The organism is Lentibacillus saliphilus, assembly GCF_019093865.1.
Classification (GTDB): domain Bacteria; phylum Bacillota; class Bacilli; order Bacillales; family Amphibacillaceae; genus Lentibacillus_B; species Lentibacillus_B saliphilus.
In genome coordinates this window covers 1-582 of record NZ_JABJXD010000030.1, presented here as the reverse complement: position 1 = coordinate 582, position 582 = coordinate 1, and the positions used below count along the sequence as shown (strand labels likewise).

Here is a 582-nt window from a genome sequence, read left to right as displayed (position 1 = left end):
GCAGTTGAAAACGTCAAAGGACTTGATGCTCAAACGAAGAACATCTCACAGCTGGTCGCAGTTATTCAGGACGTGGCAGAACAAACGAACTTACTCGCTTTGAATGCTGCGATTGAAGCCGCTCGTGCTGGAGAACATGGAAAAGGCTTCGCTGTTGTTGCTGATGAAGTTCGGAAGCTCGCTGAACAAGTATCAGATTCTGTTACTGACATTACAGATATCGTTCAAACCATCCAAACCGAATCCGGTCATGTGACTGAACGACTTGAAGCTGGCTATCAAGAAGTTGAAGAAGGTACAAAGCAAATCAATGCAACTGACACCAAATTCCACGGCATTAACAGTGCCGTCACTGATATGGTCAATCGTATAAAAGCTGTCACCGATAGCCTTTCCGCTATTGCTGAAAACAGCCAAATAATGAATCGTTCTATCGAAGACATCGCGGCTATATCAGAGGAATCCGCTGCTGGGATCGAAGAAACATCTGCTTCATCTGAGCAAACGAGCGCATCCATGGAAGAAGTCTCTGCAAGCTCTCATGAACTCGCCAAGCTAGCTGAACAGTTAAATGAATTGGTT

At 45.2% G+C, this 582-nt stretch carries 1 protein-coding gene; it reads left to right on the top strand.

Features of this window, described 5'->3' with window-relative positions; all coding sequences use genetic code 11:
- A partial coding sequence (locus HPC67_RS15665; RefSeq protein ID WP_246570203.1) for a methyl-accepting chemotaxis protein occupies positions 1-582 on the top strand: 582 nt, incomplete at both ends.